This is a genomic window from Pseudomonas sp. AP42 (assembly GCF_001728935.1).
In the GTDB taxonomy this organism is placed as follows: Bacteria; Pseudomonadota; Gammaproteobacteria; order Pseudomonadales; family Pseudomonadaceae; genus Aquipseudomonas; species Aquipseudomonas lactis.
In genome coordinates this window covers 1-15,613 of record NZ_LYSO01000011.1, presented here as the reverse complement: position 1 = coordinate 15,613, position 15,613 = coordinate 1, and the positions used below count along the sequence as shown (strand labels likewise).

The following is a 15,613-nucleotide window of genomic DNA, read 5'->3' as shown; positions in this document are numbered from 1 at the left end:
AGTGCCCATGATGCGCGATCCAGGTGCATCCATGCACCCGTTGGTCCGAACTTTTTTGCTCAGTTCTTGAATGCCGAGTGTTTCGCGCCCTGATCGCAGAGGGCAAACACCACCACCAACAAGGCAGAAATCGCCAGGATCACCACCACACCATCGGTGGAGTGGGTGGCCGAGGCCGCTACCATCGACAGTGCGCCCAGCGGTGCCAGGCCACCAGCAATGGCGGTGCCGATTTCCCGCCCGGTGCCAAAACCCGAAGAGCGCGTTTGCGTCGGGAACTGCCGGCTCAGGAACGAGCCCTGGGGCGCAAACATCATCGGCGCGAGGATACCGGTGCCCACACCGATGGCGAGGTAGATCATCAGGCTTTCACCACTGTTGAGCAGGGCCAGGAACGGGTAGGCGAACAACAGCGAGCACAGCCCGCCGAGCATCAGTACGGTCTTGCTGCTCCACTTGTCACACAGCCAGCCAAAGCAGGGCACGGCGACGATGGCCACTAGGCTAGCGATGGTCACCGACAGCGAGGTGACATGCACATCCACGTCTTTGAACTGTGTCAGGTACGCCAGGGAGAAGGTCTTGAAGATGTAGCTCAAGGCGTTGTAGCCAATCGCGACAAAAAACACCACGGCGAGGCCCTTGAGGTCGTTCTTGAACAAGGCTTTGAGGGGGGATGGCTTGGCCTTGGCTTTTTCCGTGCTCAGCGCTTCGAACTGCGGAGTTTCGGGAATGCTGTTGCGCACCCACAGGCCGACGCCCACCAGCACGATGCTGCAGATAAACGGAATGCGCCAGCCGCCGGCCAGCAGGAACTCGTTGCCGTTGATGGTCAGCAGGTAAATGGTCAGCGAGGACAGCAACAGGCCCAGGTTCAGGCCCAATGCCGGCCATGCGCCCTGGCTGCCACGCTTGCCTTGGGAGGCATGTTCGTAGGAGGTGACTGCCGCGCCCGACAGCTCGGCACCCGCCCCCAGGCCCTGGATGATGCGGATAAACACCAGCAGGATCGGGGCCCAGATGCCGATGGAGGCGTAGCTGGGAATCAAGCCAATCAAGGTGGTGCATACGCCCATCAGGCAGAAGGTCAGCACCAGCACTTGCTTGCGCCCGAACTTGTCGCCCAGGTAGCCAAACAGGATGCCGCCAAAAGGGCGGGCGATAAAGCCGATGGCAAAGGTCGAAAAGGCCATCAGCGTGGCAGTCTTCGGGTCGCTGTTATCGAAGAAGATCTTCGAAAACACAATCGCCGCCATGGTGGCGTACAGGTAAAAGTCGTACCACTCCAGCATCGAGCCGAAGATGGTGGCCGCGGCGACTTTGCGCAGGCGCTTGCGGGTTTGTTCGGGCGTTTCGGTACCGGGGATGGAGGCGGATGCCGACATGCTGGACTTCCTTCTGGGTCTTTGTAGTTATTGTTGGGTGAACGGGCGGTGCGGTCTTACTGGGGGTGGAACAGGCGGTCGGCGATCATCGCGCCGATGGGCATGGCTGAGGTGGCGGCCGGCGAGGGCGCATTGCACACATGCAGCATTCGTGAGGTTTGGGCGAACAGAAAGTCGTGCACCAGGCTGCCGTCGCGCATCACTGCCTGGGCACGGATACCGGCCTCGTAGGGCAGCAGGTCATCGAGGGTCAGGGACGGGCAGTACTTGCGGCACTGCTCCAGGTAACCGGACTTGAACAAGGAGTTCTTCATCTCGGTGGTGCCCGAACCGAGGTTTTGCCAGAGGGTTTTCCAGAAACCCGGGAAGCTGGCGTACTGCGCCACGTCGCGCCAGTTCACCGAAAACTTGCGGTAGTTCTCGCGGCCAAGGCCCAGCACGGCATTGGGGCCGACGGTGACGCTGCCGTCTATCATGCGGGTCAGGTGCACCCCGAGGAAGGGCAGCTCCGGGTCGGGGATCGGGTAGATCAGATGGTTGACGATGTTGTTCTTGGCGGCGGGCAGGCGGAAGTATTCGCCACGAAACGGGATGATCTGATGGTCGATACGGATGCCGGCCAGGCGTGCCAGGCGGTCCGACTGCAAGCCGGCGCACACCACCAGGTGGCGGGCCTGCCAAGTCTCGCCCTCGGTGTTGACGGTGACCGTATCGGTGTTTTCGTGGATGGCAGTGACGGTGCGTTCCAGGCAGATCTGCCCACCGTTGCGACGAATCACCTGGGCCATGGTCTCGCACACCTGGCGGTAATCCACAATCCCGGTGGCATCGAGAAACAAGCCGCCGAGGCCGACGATGTTCGGTTCACGCTGGCACAGTTGTTCGGCATTCAAGCGCTCGACCTGCATGCCGTTGAGCTGGGCACGGGCGTACAGCGCTTCCATGCGTTGCATTTCCAGCGGGCTTGAGGCCACCAGCAGCTTGCCGCACACCTCGAATTTGATCCCGTGTTCGCGGCAGAACTGCTTGGTGGCTTCGGCGCCGCGCTTGCACAAATCGGCCTTGAGGCTGCCGGGCGCGTAGTAGATGCCGGCATGGATCACGCCGCTGTTGTGGCCGGTCTGGTGCTTGGCCAGCACCGACTCTTTTTCCAGGATCACCAGCGACGCGCCAGGTTGGCGCTTGAGCAGCTCCATGGCGGTGGCCAGGCCGACGATGCCGCCGCCGATAATGCAAAAGTCATGAATCATTGCAGGGTTACCTAAGGCTGAACATTTCAGTCTGCTTATCAGGTTGTCAGACTAATGTTTTTGTTAAAAAAATGGCGTGTCCGGGGACACGCTGCAAACAGTACGGATCAATTCGTGGTCGGTAATTCCAGTTGCAGGCGCCGCGCCGCGGCACGCAGGTGCGCCTCGGCACAGGCAGCCGCACATTGGGCGTCGCCATCGGCAATGGCCTGGTAGAGCTGTTGGTGTTCCTGGGTCGCGTCGGCCGACCCGGTGGCAAAGCGCGAGGCCGAGTTTTCCCACGCGGTTTTACGCGCACTGGCCAACTGGCTCCTGAGGAAGTCATGGAAGGCCACGAAGTAGTCATTTTTGCTGGCGTCGGCAATGGCGCGGTGGAATTCCACATCGGCCAGGGCTGCGGCTTCAAAGTTGTCGCGGTTGTCCTGCATGGCCTGCAACGCGCTTTTCATGCGTTGCAGGTCGGCGCTGTCGCGGCGCTGGGCGGCAATCGAAGCGGCCTGGGTTTCGATCCACAGGCGCACTTCGAACATCTGCGCCAGGTCAGGTCGTCGACCGTTGGGTTGCGGAAACCGAAACACCGTGCCCGCAGGGGTCTGCGAAATAAACGAGCCCAGCCCCCGGCGGGCGGTGAGCACACCGTCGGCCTTGAGCTGGGCAATGGCTTCACGCACCACGGAACGGCTGACGTTGAGTTGTTCGGCCAGTTGCTGTTCGGTCGGCAGGCGCGACTCCGGGGCCAGTTGGCCGGATTCGATTTCTGCGCGAATGGCGCTGACAACCCGTACGACAAGCGAATCGGGGCGCTGGAGCTCAAGCATGGGAAAACCTTGGTGATCAGGTTGTCAGACAATAGTCGTTACGATTTTAGCTTGTCAATATTTGTCTGCTTCGCGCTGCTCGGCCTTTGCGCACGTTTCCAGGCGATCAGTGCGGCCACCAGCAGCAAACCCGTTGCCACGGCGAAGGTGGCGTGCAGACCGGCGGCCACCGCCTGTGGCGCGGCGTGACTGACATCCGGAGTGACGCGGGCGAACACCGCGCCGAGGGCCGATGCGCCGAAAATCAGGCCCAGGTTGCGCGACAGATTCAGCAGGCCGGACACCGTGCCTCGGCGGGTCGCCTGTATGTCGCTCATCACCGCTGTGTTGTTGGCCGCCTGGAACAGGCTGTAGCCGGCCGTCAACACGATCAGGGCCGCGAGATAAACGCCAAGCCCGGACACCTGCGACAGCAATAAGGCCCCGCAGAGCATCACGCCCAATCCCACAAGGGTCAGGCGTTGGCTGCCGAGGCGATCGGTCAGGTAACCCGCCGGTACACCGGTAAGCGCCGCGACCGCAGGCCCCACGGCCATGGCCAAGCCCATCCAGGCGGGATCGAGGCCCAGTCCACGGGACAGGTAGAACGGGCCCACCACAAACGTGGCCATGATCACCGCCGACACCAGAGCACTCATGGCCAAGCCGGCGCGCAACGGCGCATCGCGCAGGGGCGCCCAAAATGTATCGCCTGGCCAAGCGTCGCGGCGGTCAGCATCCACCGGCAAATAACGGTAGGCGAGGGCGGCAGCCACGCCCGCCAAGGGCAGGCCGATCAAAAACAGCGCGCGCCAGCTCCACAGGCTGAGCAATACCCCGCCGACACTTGGCCCCATGGCCGTGCCGAGTGCCGACATGGTGCCGAGCAGGCCCATGACTCGGCCGGTATTTTCTTTAGTGACGGTGTCACCCACCATGCCCAGGGTCATCGCCATCATGATCGCCGCGCCCAGGCCCTGGAATGCCCGTGCGCCGATCAGCCAGGGCAGGGTTGGCGCGATGCCACAGCCGGCGCAGGCCAGGGCAAACACCAGCAAGCCGGCGAGCAGCAAGCGCCGGCGCCCCAGACGGTCGCCCAGGCGCCCGGCGCTGACGATCACGGCGGTGATGGCCAGCAGGTAGGCCAGCACCACCCACTGCACGGCATGAAACGAGGCCCCGAAGGCGTGCGCCAGGCTGGGCAGGCCGACATTGGCGATGCTGGTGCCCAGGGCGGCCAGCAACATGGACAACGACAAAGCGACCAGGCCGCCGCGTGTGGAGGTTTGCATGCGCGTTTCCTTGAGTAAATGCACCTGTCACGAATCTACGGCGTCGCCTAACATGGCGGAAGACGCATGGATTGCAGGTTATAGCTGCACCGAACGCCTGATAAGGAGCCCGCATGCCCGACCTCAATTTGCTCATCACCCTGGACGTGCTGCTTGCCGAAGGCAGCGTCGCTCGCGCCGCCCAGCGCTTGCGCCTGAGCCCTTCGGCCATGAGCCGGGCCCTGGCGCGTTTGCGTGCGGCCACGGGCGATCCGTTGCTGGTGCGTGCCGGCCGCGGCCTGGTGCCGACGCCCCGGGCGTTGCAACTGCGCGAGCAGGTCAGCCAATTGGTGCAGGACGCCCACGCCGTATTGCGCCCCGCGCACACCCTGGATTTGGGTGAAGTGGTACGCACCTTCACCTTGCGCACCAGTGAGGAGTTCGTCGAACGCTTCGGCCCTGCATTGCTCGCGCGTATCGCCCAGGACGCCCCAGGGGTGCGCTTGCGTTTCGTGCACAAGAGCGACAAGCACAGTGCGTTGCTGCGCGACGGTGGCGTTGACCTGGAAACCGGTGTGGTCGATGTGGGCGCCAGCCCGGAGGTGCTGACCCAGGCGCTGTTCCGTGACCGGCTGGTGGGCGTGGTGCGCGAGGGCCATCCGCTGAGCCGCGTCCCCCTCAGCGCAGCACGTTTCGCCCAGGGACAACACGTTTATGTGTCGCGGCGCGGGCAGGACCGTGGCCAGATCGACGATGCCCTTGAGGCGCAAGGTCTGGTTCGGCAGGTCAGCATTGTGGTCGCCGGTTTCAACACGGCCATCGCCCTGGCGCGGGGCACCGACCTGATCGCCAGCGTGCCTGAGCGCTATATCACCGTGCCGCCTCGAGGCTTGCACTGCTTTGAGCTGCCGGTGACATTGCCGCCGTTTACCGTGGCGATGCTGTGGCACCCGCGACAGGACGCCGACCTGGCCCATCGCTGGCTGCGCACCTGTTTGCGCGAGGTGTGCGGGCCATGAGCAGCCCGCAACAGGTACAATCGCCGCTGCCTTGACGCGAAACCCCAGGAATTTGCATGTTCAGCCTTACCCGCTACACCACACCGTGCCCCGAACCGATCAACAGCCAGATCCTGCAGATGGTGGTAGACAACCTCACCGACATCAGCAGCGTGGCGTTGGCACCGAGCAACCTGCTGTACAACATCTACCAGTACGCCATCGGGTTTGAGGTGCACCTGTACCTTGAGGCGCTGAATGGCGAAAAAGGCGTTGCGGTGGAGTTGGTCGTGGCGATGGAAGACGACGCGGTGGTGGGCTTTTGCCTGTATCTGCCGGTGAAGGATGATCCGCACGCCTGTGGCATCGCGTTTATGGCGGTGCAGGCAGGATCTCGTCGCCAGGGTGTGGCACGCAGCATGCTGGACGAGGTGTTGGCGCGTTATCCCCACGCCGAACTGGCCTGTGCGGTAGAGAAGGTTGCGGTGTTCGAAGCCATGGGGTTCCAGGTGCGCGGTGCGCGGGGTACCCAGGTCGTGATGAACACCCGTAACTATGGCAGCGAAGGGCTGATGGGCGTGTTGGATGTGGCCTCGATCTACAGCTCGCTGGAAGTGCGGCAGATCCACACCTACCTGCTGCAAAAACACGGCAAGCGCGCCATGGTCGACGCAGAGAAACAGCGCGACCGGCACCTGGACCAGTTGGCGCGCAAGGCGCAACTGTTCGTCCAGAGCCGTCTGCCTACGGCCTGACGCGCCTGACCATCCCGAGGATAGTCTCCAGCAGCTCTTGCTGAGCTTCCTCGCGGCTGATTTCACCATTGGCCGCCGCGTGGGACAGCGCTTCCGCCGCGCCGAGCATGGCGCGCAACCCGGCCTGGGAAATACTGCCGCCGTGGGTGAAGGGCGACAGCGCGTCTCTGCACTTATCGAGGAAGATCGCCTCGTATTCGCGCTTGGATGCTTCCAACTCCGGCGAACCGCTCAAGGCGGCAATCACCCCGGGTATTTCCCGACCTTGCAACAACACACAATCGACATACGACGAGGCAATGACCCACGCGCGGTCCTCAAGGGTCGCGTTGCTGGTGGCGATGGCATTGGCAAATACCTGGTCCTGGCGCGCGTCGAAGTCTGCATACAGCGCGGCCAGCAACCCCGCACGCGTCGCAAAGTGGTCGTACACCACCGGCTTGGTGACGCCCGCCAACTCGGCCAGGCGGCCCAGGGTCAGGGCGTCGGTGCCCTCGTCACGCACCAATTGCCAGGCCACGTCGAGTAACTGACGCAAGCGATCTTCACGAGATAAACGACGACGTGGGGCAGGAGATTCATGGCTTGACATGCTTATATACCAAAAGTAACTTATTCGACGTAACTTACTAAAAGTAGATTAAGCCGAAACGGAGTCAAAGTCATGCACGCACTGATCGTTGTTGCCCATCACGACCCACAATCCCTCACCCATAGCGTGGCCGCCGAGGTGGGCGCCGGCTTGACCGACTGTGGTCACACTTTCGAAATCGCTGACCTTGCCGCTGAAGGGTTCGACCCACGTTACACCGCCGCCGACCATCGGGTGCACCGTACACGCGCCACGCCACCAGCCGACGTGCAGGCCGAACAGGCCCGTATTGACCGCGCCGATGCGCTGGTGCTGGCGTTTCCCATCTACTGGTGGTCGATGCCTGCATTGCTCAAGGGCTGGGTAGACCGCGTATTCGTCAATGGCTGGGCGATTGATTACAGCCCCGATACACCGGTGCAGAAGAAACTGCGGCATTTGCAGGTGCATCTGCTGGCCCTGGGGGCGGCTGACGAAAGTGCCTTTGACCGACACGGTTATGCCAAGGCCATGAACACCCAGATCGACTACGGCATCTTTGATTATTGCGGGGCGCGGGTACTCACCTCGCAGTTGTTGCTGGACTCGGAAAGTGGCACGGCCCAGGCGCACTTGCACAAGGCCCGGGCGGTGGGGCAAGAGTTGTTCGAGCGAGAAGCCGTGGCGGGATAATTCAGACGTCGCGAAACAGGTCGTGGGCGTCCAGCAAGCGGTAGGCAATCTCTGGGTTTTTCTCCAGGCCTCGGCGAATGGACGCGGGGATGGACTGGCGGGTCTTGCGACACATGCCCGGCAGTTCGTCGATGACGATCTGGATCCCGCGCATGCTCTTGACCTCGGTATGCCCTGGCGCGATGTGTACGCGGATGCCCAACTGGTCGTACATCCGCTGTTGCAGGTGTTCGAGGTCTTGCAGGCTCTTGAGGTTTTCCAGGCGCTCCAGCAGGATTTTTTCCTGCTGTCGCGTCAGTTGGAGAATGCGCAGGTCAGCGCCGGGCGCTTGCAGCAGTTGTTCACGGTTGCAGACACAGGCGCCGGGTGGGCAGGGTTGGCGAAGGGTCATTGACGCTCCCGGCAAGGTGTCACTGCAACTGTAGGAGCCAGCTTGCTCGCGAAAAACGTCAGCGATAACGCGTGTGTCTTGAAGAAACGCGGAGCCTGTGCGTTTTTCGCGAGCAAGCTCGCTCCTACAGGTGGCTGTGTCAGTAGTTTAGGTGAACGCCCAGGCTGGCCAGGGCTTTCCAGTAGTCAGGGTAGGTCTTGGCCACGCAGTCCGGGTCTTGAATGCGAATGCCCGAGACTTTCAGCCCCGCCAGGGCAAAGCACATGGCGATGCGATGGTCGGCGTGGGTGTCGATCAGTGCGGTGCAGGCGGTGCCAGCCAGGGCTGGGTCGCTGGCGACCAGCAGGTCATCGCCCTCGATGGTCGCCAGGCCCGGGCGAATTTCGTTGAGGCCATCGTGCAACGCCTGCACGCGGTCACATTCCTTGACGCGCAGGTTCGCCAGTTCAGTGAAACGCACGGGCGTGTTGTTGAACGCGGCGAGCACCGCCAGGGTCGGGATCGCGTCCTGCATTTGTGAGCCCACCACCGTGGCCTGCATGTTCGGGAACTGCGCGATCACGGCCTGGGCCTTGGCGTCGGGTTGGGTGAAGTCCTGCGCGGCTACACCGATGTCGATACGCCCACCGGTCAGTACTTCTGCGGCCCACAAATAAGTGGCGGCGGAAGCGTCGGGTTCGATCAGGTAATCATGGGCGGTATAGCCGGTGGGGGCCACGCGCCAGGTGGTGTCGTCCACGGCGTCCACCTGGGCCCCGAACGCACGCATGCAATCGAGGGTCAGGTCCACATAACCACGGGCGCCGATGTCCTTGCCGGTCAGCGCCACTTCAATCGGCGCTTCGCCGCACGCCGCGAGCATCAGCAGGGCCGATACGTACTGGCTGGACAAGCCACCGTCAATCTCGAAACGCTTGGCCTGGACTTTGCCCACGCCGTGCACGGTTACCGGTGGGCAACCGGTCGGGCTGTCGACCTGGATGCCGTTCTGGCCCAGGGTAGCCAGCAGCGGGCCAATCGGGCGTTTTTGCATGTACTCGTCGCCATCCAGCACCACGGTGCCTTGCACGGTGGCCACGGCAGCCGTTAGAAAACGCATGGCGGTGCCAGCGTTGCCGAGGAACAACGGCTGGGCCGGCAATTGCAGCGAGCCTTGGCTGGTGACGACAAAGGTGGTGTCGTCCGGCTCGTCGATGGTGACGCCCATCTGCCGCAGGGCGACCGACATGTGGCGCGTGTCATCGCTTTTGAGCGCACCGCTCAAACGGCTGGTGCCCTTGGCCAGTGCCGCCAGCAACAGCGCGCGGTTGGTAATAGATTTGGAGCCGGGGGGCGCGACCTTGCCAGTGAGGGGGAAGTTGGGCGGTGTAACGGTCACGGTTTTCTGCGAACTCAAGGTACAAGGCTCCTGGTCAAGGCGAGGTGGCGTGGAGTGGCCGACGTGCGGACCCGAATCATCAGGCAAACACGCCATGCTTGTCGAGTGAGCGGGTGATCTGCGTGCCCAAATGTGTGAGGGACTTGCCCTAACTGTAGGAGCGAGCTTGCTCGCGAAAAACGCCAACGATAAAGCGGGCTTCCTGAATGAACGCGGCGCCTGGAAGTTTTTCGCGAGCAAGCTCGCTCCTACAAAAAAGGTTTGCCTGCCTTAACGCTGGCTCAGCCAGTAGTCATGCAGCGCACGCGCAGCCGGTTCGATCTCGCTGACCCGCTGTTGATGGGCGTTTACATCCAGGTCTGCCGGCAGCTCGAAATTGTCCTGCTCGGCGCACCAGGAAATCCGCTCCAGTTGCCCGGCTTGTACAGCGGGCAATGGCGGCCAGTTGGCGATCGCCACGCCGCGCACATAGCCAAAGCACCATTCCTCGGCAAGGGTCACCACCTGGCCCTGATGCTCGGTGTCATCGAAACGGGCCTTGAATGCCTGGGCGTCGGTGGCCAACTGCGCGGCCAGGGTATTCATATGACGCACGCACAGATCAAGGAAAGCCTGGGCTTCGTCCATGTTGTCCCATTCGGGGTTCTGCCCGCCCCAGATAGCCGGGAACCACTCGGCCACGTCCACTTGGGCGGGGCTTGAGACCAGCGCGGTGAAGTAACCGTCGAGTTCGGCCATGTTCAGCACCGAGTGGTCGTCGCCGTATTGCAGCAAGATGGCCTCGATGGCGTCGAAATCGGCAGGGGCGAGGGGATGAAGTTGCATGGCATGTCCTTTAAACGTCGAGCGCCGCGGTTGGGGTGGCTTAAAGCGCGAAGGATGGCGTGTGTACGGGGTTTTATCCAGCGTCTTTTCCTGCGCCGGTGCCAGTCCCGCTTTTGGCCGATGCGCCGTGGCGCACCCTTGATATAGTCTGGCCTTTCTCAATCGCCAGTCAGGGATCACTGCCATGTCCGAATACCAAGCCTTCGTTGTCGAACTCAGCGGCAACGTTGCCCATGTGCAGATCAATCGCCCGGAAAAGATCAACGCCATGAACGCGGCGTTCTGGACCGAAATCATCGACATCTTCCAATGGATCGACGAAACCGACGCCGTGCGTGCCGTGGTGCTCAGCGGGGCGGGCAAGCACTTTTCCTCGGGCATCGACCTGATGATGCTGGCCTCGATCGCCAATGATTTTGGCAAGGACGTGGGGCGCAATGCGCGTCTGCTGCGCCGCAAGATCCTTGAACTGCAAGCCTCGTTCAACGCTGTGGACACTTGCCGCAAGCCCGTGCTGGCGGCGATCCAGGGCTACTGCATCGGCGGCGCCATCGACCTGATCAGTGCCTGCGACATGCGCTATGCCGCCGAGGACGCGCAATTCTCGATCAAGGAAATCGATATCGGCATGGCCGCCGACGTCGGCACCTTGCAACGCCTGCCGCGCATTATCGGCGACGGCATGCTGCGCGAACTGGCCTACACCGGCCGTCAGTTCGGCGCTGAAGAAGCGCGCAGCATCGGCCTGGTCAACCGCGTGTTTGCCGATCATGAAAGCCTGCTGGCGGGTGTCATGGACCTGGCCCAGCAAATCGCCGCCAAGTCGCCGATTGCCGTGACCGGCACCAAGGCCATGATCAGCTACATGCGTGACCACACAGTCAATGACGGCCTGGAATACGTTGCCACCTGGAACTCGGCTATGTTGCAATCCAACGACCTGCGCGTGGCCATCGCGGCCCACATGAGTAAGCAGAAACCCGAATTCGTGGATTGACCGACATGACCCCAGGCTGGATTACTACAACGCTGCTGGACAACGACGCCCCTGGCGGCTGGGCCGTCGCCCGCAGCCGCGAAGGCTTTTTACACGACACCAATGGCCCGCTGTTCCCGCGCGAATGGCTCAAACGCCAGGACCTGTCGGTGTTTGCCGAACACGGTATCGGTCACCTTGATGGCGAGCCGGTGTACCTGTTGGAGCTCAACGCGCCGGCAGAGGTGCCAGGGTGCAGTTGGCAGGGCCTGCGCGGTTTTATGCTGCAAGGCGATCACACCCTGTACAAGGTGCTGGGCTACGCCGCGCAGATCGGTACCTGGGCGCGGGAGCACCGCTTTTGTGGCAGTTGCGGCCAGGCGATGGTACAGGTGCCGAGGGAGCGGGCGATGTATTGCCAGGCCTGCGACCTGCGCAGCTACCCGCGTATCTCGCCAAGCATGATCGTGCTGGTGACCCGTGGCGATGAGATCCTGCTGGCGCGTTCGCCGCGTTTCGTCACGGGGGTCTATAGCACCCTGGCCGGTTTTGCCGAACCGGGTGAATCCGCCGAAGACTGCCTGATCCGGGAAGTGCGTGAAGAGGTGCAGGTGGAGGTCAAGAACATCCAGTACATGGGCAGCCAATGCTGGCCGTTCCCTCACTCGATGATGCTGGGCTTTCATGCCGAATACGCCGGTGGCGATATCGTGCCCCAGGCCGACGAGATCGAAGATGCGCAGTGGTTCAATATCCACGAGCTGCCGCCGTTGCCGGCGTCACGCTCGATTGCGCGTTACCTCATCGACCTCTACGTGGCCCGTCGCTTAGGCCACGCTGAACCAGTGCTGCCAGGCTAGGCGCACGGTCAGGCCCAGCACCACGGTGATAAACACCGGGCGAATGAATTTGGCGCCGCCGCTGATCGCGCTGCGTGCGCCAAAGAACGCGCCACACATCACCGACACCCCCATCGCCAGGCCGACAATCCAGTCCACCGACCCATTGATGATGAACACCGTCAGCGCCGCCGCGTTGCTGACGAAGTTCATGCTGCGCGCCACGCCGCTGGCCTTCACCAGGTCGATGGGGTGCAGCAGCATCGTGCTGACCGTCCAGAACGCCCCCGTGCCGGGCCCTGCCACACCGTCGTAGAAGCCCAGGCCGAAGCCCTGGGTGGCTTGCCATTTCTTCTTGATCGGTGCCTCGGCGTCCAGTGGCGCCTTGGGCGTGCCACCGAACAGCAGGTACACACCGCAGGCGAAGACGATCACCGGGAGCATCTTGTTCAGGGTTTCGGCGGGCAAGTAATGGGCGACGACCGCGCCGGTCAGCGCACCGATCAGTGTACCGACGATGGCGTGCACCCATTGGCGTGGGTGGAACAGCTTGCGGCGGTAGAAGGTAAAGCTGGCGGTGGCCGAACCGAAGGTGGAGCTGAGTTTGTTGGTGCCCAGTACCAGATGCGGCGGCATGCCAGCGGTGAGCAGGGCAGGCGTGGTCAACAAACCGCCACCGCCGGCGATGGCGTCGATAAAACCGGCGATAAAAGCGACAACGGCCAGGATGGCCAGGGTAGTGAGGTCAACGCTGAGTTCGAAAGGCATGGGCAGGGCTTATTGTTGGAGGGCCGCAGAAAGCCAGCATCTTACTGCGATGTGGCGGGTCTAGGCGATTCAAATGTGGGAGCGGGCTTGCCTGCGATAGCGGAGTGTCAGTCACTGAATTTTCAACTGAACCACCGCTATCGCAGGCAAGCCAGCTCCCACATAGGTTATGTATTGCCCACAAAATCAGGCCTGGCACAGATCCCCTGTGGGAGCGGGCTTGCTCGCGAAGGCGGTGTGTCAGTCAATGAAAATTCAACTGAACCTCCGCTATCGCAGGCAAGCCAGCTCCCACATTGGTTATGCATTGCCGACAAAATCAGCGCTTGGCACAAAACCCCTGTGGGAGCGGGTAGACACTTTGTTCGAGCGCCGCGCCGCGTGCGCTGAGGCGCGACTTGGGGATGCCCAGCACTCGTCCTGCCGCCGAAAACCCGCCGTGCTCGGCGACCATGGAGCAAGCGTTGGCGGTGAGCGACAAGGAGTATGTCGCGATCAGGCAGGTGGTGGCTGAAGGTGAGTTTGTCGCGGTCCAGTCAGAAGGGCGGGTCAATGGTCAAACCCACACCTTCCGGGATCTGTTCAGAGTCGATGCGCATGCAAAGATCGCTGAACAATGGCAGGTAGCGGCGGTGTTCCCCGATGTCGTACCCCACGACAACGGGGCGTTCTAGAGCGTTATTTGTGCGCGCCCAGCCATTCCACGGCCGTGCGCCAGATGCAGATACCCAGGAAGTAGGCCGACATCAGCGACCACAAGCCGAATGTCCAAGGGTTGGTGTTGGGATAATCCACCACCATCAGGAAGCTGCACAGCAGCCAGATGGTGGTCACCGCGATGTTGATCGGCATGAAGCGTTTGACCCGGAACGGGTGCAGGAACTTCATCGGCGTCACGGTCAGCAGCGCCAGGCCAATCACGGTCAGCAAGGTGACCCAGGCATCCGGCTGGATGATATAGACGCACAGGGCAACGACGTTCCAGGCGGCAGGGAAGCCGACGAAGTAGTTGTCCTTGCTCTTCATGTTCACGTTGCAAAAGCAGAACAGCGACGACACCAGGATCACCGACACTGCAAACAGGTGGGTGAAATCGGGCAGGTCGATGTAGCGGTAGATAAACAGTGCAGGAATGAATACGTAGGTGAGGTAGTCGATCACCAGGTCCAGCACCGAGCCGTCAAAGCTGGGCAGCACCGTGCTGACATTCACCCGTCGCGCCAGCGAGCCGTCGACGCCATCCACCACCAGTGCCAGGCCCAGCCACAGCAGGCACGCCTTGGGGGAGTTTTCCAGCAGCGCCAGGGTGGCCAAAAAGGCCAGTACCACACCGGTGGCGGTAAAGCCGTGGGCGCCCCAGGCTTTGAGTCTGGCTACATGCAGGGTCGATATCACGGGCGGTTCTCCAAAAGGTCAAACGGGGCAGCCGACGACGTAGCGCCGTCGAGTCTGGCCAGGGAATGCAGGTATCGACCGGGAAGGGGAGGATAAGGTTCACCGCCCGGCGTATCCGTTAGCGTAGCAAGCGTAGGACATTTGGGCATCAGCCCTGACGGAACACCAGTGCCTTTAACCCGCTCTGGGGGTCGATATCAGGAAATTCCGGTGGGTTTTCCAGCCGCTGCACAAAGCGCAGGCCCGGTGCTTCGCGGGTCACGCCGTCGATCAGGAAATCTTCACCGAAGGCCGGATCGTTCATGCATGCCAGCACGGTGCCGTGGGCACTGAGCAAGTCCGGCAGGCGGCGCAGCACGCGCTGGTAATCCTTGGTCAGGAGGAAACTGCCTTTCTGGAAGGAGGGCGGGTCGATGATCACCAGGTCGTAAGGGCCGTTGTTCGTCACCTTGGCCCAGGACTTGAACAGGTCGTGACCCAGGAAGCTCACCCGGCTCAGGTCATGCCCATTCAGGCGATGGTTGTCGCGGCCACGGCTGAGGGCCCCACGGGCCATGTCCAGGTTCACCACATGGTCGGCGCCGCCTTCGATGGCGGCCACGGAAAAACCGCAGGTATAGGCGAACAGGTTGAGCACGCGTTGGCCTTTGGCCTGTTCGCGCACCCAGTTGCGCCCGTAACGCATGTCGAGAAACAGCCCGCTGTTCTGTTTTTTGCCCAGGTCGATCAGGTAGCGCAGGCCGCCTTCGGTGATGGTCAGTTCATCGATGGCGTCGCCCACCAGCCATTCGGTGGTGCTTTGCGGCAGGTAGCGGTGTTGCAGGGCTACGGTGTGCACGCCGAAACGGCTCCATTCGATCTGCAACAGGGTGTGCTTCAGGGCTTGCAGGTGCTCGGTTTCTTTGAACAGGGCGACCAGCACGACCCCTTGCAGCCAGTCTACGGTGAGTTGCTCCAGGCCTGGCCAGCAGCGGCCACGGCCATGGAACAGGCGCCGGGTTTCTGCAGGCGCGTCAGCCAGGGCAGTGAGCAGGTGGGCGTGCAGGGTAGCGAGGGCGTCTGGGGTCATCGTTAAGCGTCGGTCATCGGGGCGGGCGGCATTTTAAACACAATTGGGTGGGAGGGTGGCTGGTCTGTGAAGGGGGATGACACCCCGCGATCCAACTGTGGGAGCTGGCTTGCCTGCGATGGCGGCCTACCAGCCGACACTTCTCTACCTGACACCCCACCATCCAACTGTGGGAGCGGGCTTGCTCGCGAAGGCGGCCTGACGGTCAACACAGTTGGACCGGGTATATATCCGTTATTTAGGTAACGGCCA

At 62.3% G+C, this 15,613-nt stretch carries 17 protein-coding genes and 1 pseudogene; 6 read left to right on the top strand and 12 right to left on the bottom strand.

Annotated elements, in window-relative coordinates:
• Positions 1-59: 59 nt before the first annotated feature.
• The 4 genes from A7K61_RS06360 to A7K61_RS06345 all read right to left on the bottom strand — a co-directional run bounded on the left by A7K61_RS06360 (position 60) and on the right by A7K61_RS06345 (position 4,724).
• Positions 60-1,385 (bottom strand): MFS transporter, encoded by a 1,326-nt coding sequence (locus A7K61_RS06360; RefSeq protein WP_069557193.1) that lies wholly within the window; start codon positions 1,383-1,385, stop codon positions 60-62.
• Between the two features lie 56 nt (positions 1,386-1,441).
• Positions 1,442-2,635: an L-2-hydroxyglutarate oxidase gene (lhgO, locus tag A7K61_RS06355; RefSeq protein ID WP_047710755.1), complete on the bottom strand. Its 1,194-nt coding sequence runs from the start codon at positions 2,633-2,635 to the stop codon at positions 1,442-1,444.
• 107 nt (positions 2,636-2,742) lie between these two features.
• Positions 2,743-3,453, bottom strand: a complete 711-nt coding sequence (locus A7K61_RS06350) for a FadR/GntR family transcriptional regulator (RefSeq protein ID WP_047710756.1) — start codon at positions 3,451-3,453, stop codon at positions 2,743-2,745.
• 38 nt (positions 3,454-3,491) lie between these two features.
• Positions 3,492-4,724 carry an MFS transporter gene (locus tag A7K61_RS06345; protein ID WP_069557192.1) on the bottom strand — a complete coding sequence of 411 codons (1,233 nt, stop codon included), beginning with the start codon at positions 4,722-4,724 and terminating at the stop codon, positions 3,492-3,494.
• A gap of 113 nt (positions 4,725-4,837) precedes the next feature.
• Here A7K61_RS06345 and A7K61_RS06340 point away from each other — a divergent pair, with 113 nt between their 5' ends.
• A complete protein-coding gene (locus tag A7K61_RS06340; RefSeq protein ID WP_044273537.1) occupies positions 4,838-5,722 on the top strand; it encodes a LysR family transcriptional regulator in 885 nt (294 codons plus the stop codon).
• Positions 5,723-5,778: 56 nt separating this feature from the next.
• Positions 5,779-6,456 (top strand): GNAT family N-acetyltransferase, encoded by a 678-nt coding sequence (locus A7K61_RS06335; protein ID WP_047710759.1) that lies wholly within the window; start codon positions 5,779-5,781, stop codon positions 6,454-6,456.
• On the opposite strand, the gene A7K61_RS06330 is transcribed toward A7K61_RS06335, so the two are convergent.
• Positions 6,446-7,048: a TetR/AcrR family transcriptional regulator gene (locus A7K61_RS06330; protein WP_069557191.1), complete on the bottom strand. Its 603-nt coding sequence runs from the start codon at positions 7,046-7,048 to the stop codon at positions 6,446-6,448. The genes A7K61_RS06335 and A7K61_RS06330 overlap by 11 nt on opposite strands.
• Before the next feature lie 72 nt (positions 7,049-7,120).
• Here A7K61_RS06330 and A7K61_RS06325 point away from each other — a divergent pair, with 72 nt between their 5' ends.
• The gene (locus A7K61_RS06325; protein ID WP_047710761.1) at positions 7,121-7,720 is read left to right on the top strand and encodes an NAD(P)H-dependent oxidoreductase; all 600 of its coding nucleotides are present in this window, start codon (positions 7,121-7,123) and stop codon (positions 7,718-7,720) included.
• A gap of 1 nt (position 7,721) precedes the next feature.
• Here the strand turns inward: A7K61_RS06325 and A7K61_RS06320 are convergent, their stop codons facing one another.
• The 3 genes from A7K61_RS06320 to A7K61_RS06310 all read right to left on the bottom strand — a co-directional run bounded on the left by A7K61_RS06320 (position 7,722) and on the right by A7K61_RS06310 (position 10,314).
• Complete coding sequence (locus A7K61_RS06320) at positions 7,722-8,111, bottom strand: hypothetical protein (protein ID WP_047710762.1); 390 nt, start codon at positions 8,109-8,111, stop codon at positions 7,722-7,724.
• A 139-nt stretch (positions 8,112-8,250) separates the two neighbouring features.
• Entirely contained in the window at positions 8,251-9,507 is a 1,257-nt protein-coding gene (locus A7K61_RS06315; RefSeq protein ID WP_069557190.1) for a 3-phosphoshikimate 1-carboxyvinyltransferase, read from the bottom strand.
• A 252-nt stretch (positions 9,508-9,759) separates the two neighbouring features.
• Positions 9,760-10,314, bottom strand: coding sequence for a UPF0149 family protein (locus A7K61_RS06310; RefSeq protein ID WP_044273543.1), 555 nt, complete (start codon positions 10,312-10,314; stop codon positions 9,760-9,762).
• Between the two features lie 184 nt (positions 10,315-10,498).
• Here A7K61_RS06310 and A7K61_RS06305 point away from each other — a divergent pair, with 184 nt between their 5' ends.
• Both A7K61_RS06305 and nudC read left to right on the top strand, forming a co-directional pair.
• Positions 10,499-11,311 carry a crotonase/enoyl-CoA hydratase family protein gene (locus A7K61_RS06305; RefSeq protein WP_069557189.1) on the top strand — a complete coding sequence of 271 codons (813 nt, stop codon included), beginning with the start codon at positions 10,499-10,501 and terminating at the stop codon, positions 11,309-11,311.
• Between the two features lie 5 nt (positions 11,312-11,316).
• Positions 11,317-12,150, top strand: a complete 834-nt coding sequence (gene nudC, locus A7K61_RS06300) for an NAD(+) diphosphatase (RefSeq protein ID WP_069557188.1) — start codon at positions 11,317-11,319, stop codon at positions 12,148-12,150.
• Here nudC and A7K61_RS06295 read toward each other — a convergent pair.
• Positions 12,118-12,897 carry a TSUP family transporter gene (locus tag A7K61_RS06295; RefSeq protein WP_003191011.1) on the bottom strand — a complete coding sequence of 260 codons (780 nt, stop codon included), beginning with the start codon at positions 12,895-12,897 and terminating at the stop codon, positions 12,118-12,120. The genes nudC and A7K61_RS06295 overlap by 33 nt on opposite strands.
• A 361-nt stretch (positions 12,898-13,258) precedes the next feature.
• A pseudogene (locus tag A7K61_RS33560) lies at positions 13,259-13,351 on the bottom strand (LysR family transcriptional regulator); the annotation flags it as partial.
• Between A7K61_RS33560 and A7K61_RS06290 the strand changes: the two are divergent.
• Positions 13,350-13,571, top strand: coding sequence for a hypothetical protein (locus tag A7K61_RS06290; protein ID WP_139129465.1), 222 nt, complete (start codon positions 13,350-13,352; stop codon positions 13,569-13,571). The pseudogene A7K61_RS33560 and the gene A7K61_RS06290 sit on opposite strands and share 2 nt — an antisense overlap.
• Before the next feature lie 4 nt (positions 13,572-13,575).
• On the opposite strand, the gene pcsA is transcribed toward A7K61_RS06290, so the two are convergent.
• Positions 13,576-14,292: a phosphatidylcholine synthase gene (gene pcsA, locus A7K61_RS06285; protein ID WP_003191017.1), complete on the bottom strand. Its 717-nt coding sequence runs from the start codon at positions 14,290-14,292 to the stop codon at positions 13,576-13,578.
• Positions 14,293-14,440: 148 nt separating this feature from the next.
• On the bottom strand, positions 14,441-15,361 hold the full coding sequence (locus A7K61_RS06280) for a class I SAM-dependent methyltransferase (protein ID WP_047710767.1): 921 nt from the start codon (positions 15,359-15,361) through the stop codon (positions 14,441-14,443).
• Positions 15,362-15,613: the final 252 nt, after the last annotated feature.